General features: G+C 68.3%; 3 protein-coding genes. 1 reads left to right on the top strand and 2 read right to left on the bottom strand.

All coding sequences use genetic code 11. From position 1 onward, the window contains the following. Nucleotides 1–551, bottom strand: a 551-nt coding sequence (locus MBTS_RS20900) for an adenosylcobinamide-GDP ribazoletransferase (RefSeq protein WP_192216390.1), incomplete at its 3' end; no start/stop codon positions are given. A 101-nt stretch (nucleotides 552–652) separates the two neighbouring features. On the opposite strand from MBTS_RS20900, the gene cobT reads away from it, so the two are divergent. Continuing rightward, entirely contained in the window at nucleotides 653–1,702 is a 1,050-nt protein-coding gene (gene cobT / locus MBTS_RS20895) for a nicotinate-nucleotide--dimethylbenzimidazole phosphoribosyltransferase (RefSeq protein WP_056143976.1), read from the top strand. 80 nt (nucleotides 1,703–1,782) lie between these two features. On the opposite strand, the gene MBTS_RS20890 is transcribed toward cobT, so the two are convergent. After that, nucleotides 1,783–2,825: sensor histidine kinase (locus MBTS_RS20890; RefSeq protein ID WP_192216389.1), on the bottom strand; the 1,043-nt coding region annotated here is incomplete at its 5' end.

The following is a 2,825-nucleotide window of genomic DNA, read 5'->3' as shown; positions in this document are numbered from 1 at the left end:
GCGGGGCCGAGCAGCACCATCGGCGCCAGGGCTGCGCTGCGCGAGAGAGAGGCGGCCAGTACCAGGGCCAAGGCGGCCAGCGACCCGGTGCGATCGAGCAGCGTCGCGAGGGCTCCGATCCTCAGGGCCAGCGTCAACACGAGGGCGACGCCCCCATAGGCGCCGATGCGGCTGTCGCGCATGATCTCGATGCGGCGCTCGCGCGTCGCGCCGCCACCGAACCCGTCCGCCACATCCGCGAGACCGTCCTCGTGCAGCGCCCCCGTCACCAGCGTCCCGACCGCCAGGGCGAGGGTGGCTGCCAGGAACGGTCCGAGATCCAGGGCCCAGGCGACGAGCAGGATGAGGGCGGAGGGCAGGGCGAGGATGAGGCCGGCCAGTGGCAGCATGCGCGGCAGGGTGCGGAAGTCCGGCAGACGATGCGGATCACCCTCGCCGGGCAGGCGCGGCACCGGCAGCCGCGAATAGAATCTCAGGCACGCCGCGAGATCGTAAGCCATGGACGCGCCGGGAAAGGCATCGTCCGGTTCCAGATCCCGGCCTTGCGTCATCGAGGACCTGCCTTCACCGCTCGCGCCCGGTTGGTTATAGCTCGCCCGACAGGCAGGCCGCCATACCGGACGCGCCGAGACGGAAGGCCAAGTTTCGCGCGATGACTCAAACGATCCCGAACCAGGACAATCCCGATCAGACGCCGTTCTCGGATATCCGCCGACTGATCGCCTCCGTACCGGGCGCGGACCGTGACGCCGTCGCCATGGTGCGTGAGCGGGACGCGATGCTGACGAAGCCAGCCGGCGCGCTGGGCCGCCTCGAGAACCTCGTGGAGTGGCTCGCAGCCTGGCAGGGCAAGGGTCAACCGAGCCTCGACCGGCCCCTCGTCTGCGTCTTCGCCGCCAGCCACGGCGTCACCAAGCGCGGTGTCTCGGCGTTTCCGGCGGAGGTGAACCGCCAGATGCTCGACAATTTCGCCGCCGGCGGCGGCGCGATCAACCAGCTCTGCGCCGCCTACGGCCTCGGCTTCAAGGTCTTCGACCTGGCCATCGATCTTCCCACCGGCGACATCTGCGAAGGCCCGGCCTTCACGGAGAAGGAATGCGTGGCCACCATGGCCTTCGGTATGGAAGCCATCGCCGCCGGAACCGATTGTCTCGGCCTCGGCGAGATGGGGATCGGCAACACCACCATCGCGGCGGCGATCTACGCGGCGCTCTATGGCGGTGGGGCGGCGCATTGGGTCGGGCGCGGCACCGGCGTCGATGCGGCCGGGATCGAGCGCAAGGTCGCGGCCGTGGAGGCCGCCTTGGCCTTCCATGCCGGCCACCTCGACGACCCGCTCCATGTCCTGTCGCGCCTCGGAGGCCGCGAGATCGCCGCCATGGCCGGCGCCATCCTGGCGGCGCGGATGCAGCGCATCCCCGTGGTCATCGACGGCTACGTCGCGACCTCGGCCGCGGCGATCCTCCATGCCATCGATCCGTCGATGCTCGACCATTGCCTCGCCGGCCACGTCTCGGCCGAAGGGGCCCACGCGGAGGTGCTGGAACGCCTCGGATTGGTGCCGCTGCTGGCTCTCGGCATGCGTCTCGGCGAAGCATCCGGCGCCGCCCTCGCCATCGGCCTGCTCAAGGGCGCGCTCGCCTGCCATCGCGACATGGCGACGTTCGCCCAGGCGGGGGTGTCGGGACGCAGCGAAAGCTGAAGGCATCCCATCGGGGACACCGGACCCGTGACGGCCCGGTGTCACAATCATCACGAAAACGGGAAAGGCGAGTGCGCCGATCAGGCCGCGCGCGCCGCGCTCCGCCTGCCGCCCATGTCCGCACTCGACGTCGCTTCGGTGGACAGGTTCAGGGCGGGTAGCGTGTCCATGACACGGCTCGCGGGGAAGATCACGACGACTTCCGTTCCCTCGCGCGGCTTCGACTTCAGGTGGAAGTTGCCGTTGTGCAGGTCCACCAGCCCCTTGACGATGGGCAGGCCGAGGCCCGAGCCCTGTTCGGCGGTCTTGATCGCGAGCGAGCCCCGGCCGAACGACGACATCACCGTGCCGAGCTCGTCCTCGGGAATACCCGGCCCGCTATCCTTGACACTGACATACTGGCCGCCCGAGGCCGTCCAGCCGACCTTGATCGTGATGTCGCCGCCCGGCGGCGTGAATTTCACGGCGTTCGAGAGGAGGTTGAGCACGATCTGGCGCAAAGCCCGCTCGTCCGCCCAGATACGGGGCATGTCGGGATCGATGAACTCGTGGAAGGCCTGGCCTTTGCTGCGCGCGCGCAGAGCGACCATGTGCCGGCACTCGTCCACCGCATGGGCGAGCTGGATCGCCTCCTCGTTCAATTCGTAACGCCCGGCCTCGATGCGCGAAAGGTCGAGGATCTCGTTGATGAGATTGAGGAGGTGCATACCGCTATCGTGGATGTCGCCGGCATATTCCTTGTACGACGGAGCGATGTGAGCGCCGAAGACCTCGTTCTTCATCACCTCCGAGAAGCCGAGGATGGCGTTCAGCGGCGTGCGCAACTCGTGGCTCATGGTCGCGAGAAAGCGTGACTTGGCGAGATTGGCCTCTTCCGCCCGCCGCCGCGCCTCATCGGAATTGGCCTTGGCCTGTTCGAGCTCGATGAAGATGGCGTCCTTCTCCGCCTGGGATTTCAGCGCGCCCACCGCCGAGGCGTAGACGCGGCGGGCGAGGCCCATGAAGAAGATCTGCGAGCCGACCACCATGGTCACCAGCATGATCGTGTCCATGTCCTGCGAGAACGCCAGGAGAGAGAGCGCCGCGAGGATCAGCGGAAGAAGCGCGGCGCTCTCTCTCCTGG

It is taken from the genome of Methylobacterium bullatum, from assembly GCF_014845095.1.
GTDB classification, from domain to species: Bacteria; Pseudomonadota; Alphaproteobacteria; order Rhizobiales; family Beijerinckiaceae; genus Methylobacterium; species Methylobacterium bullatum.
This window is presented reverse-complemented; position numbering and strand designations above follow the sequence as displayed.

What these genes read in the sequence shown, in the direction of transcription:
- cobT (WP_056143976.1), top strand. Translation starts at nt 653, where the DNA reads ATGACTCAAACGATCCCGAACCAGGACAATCCCGATCAGACGCCGTTC.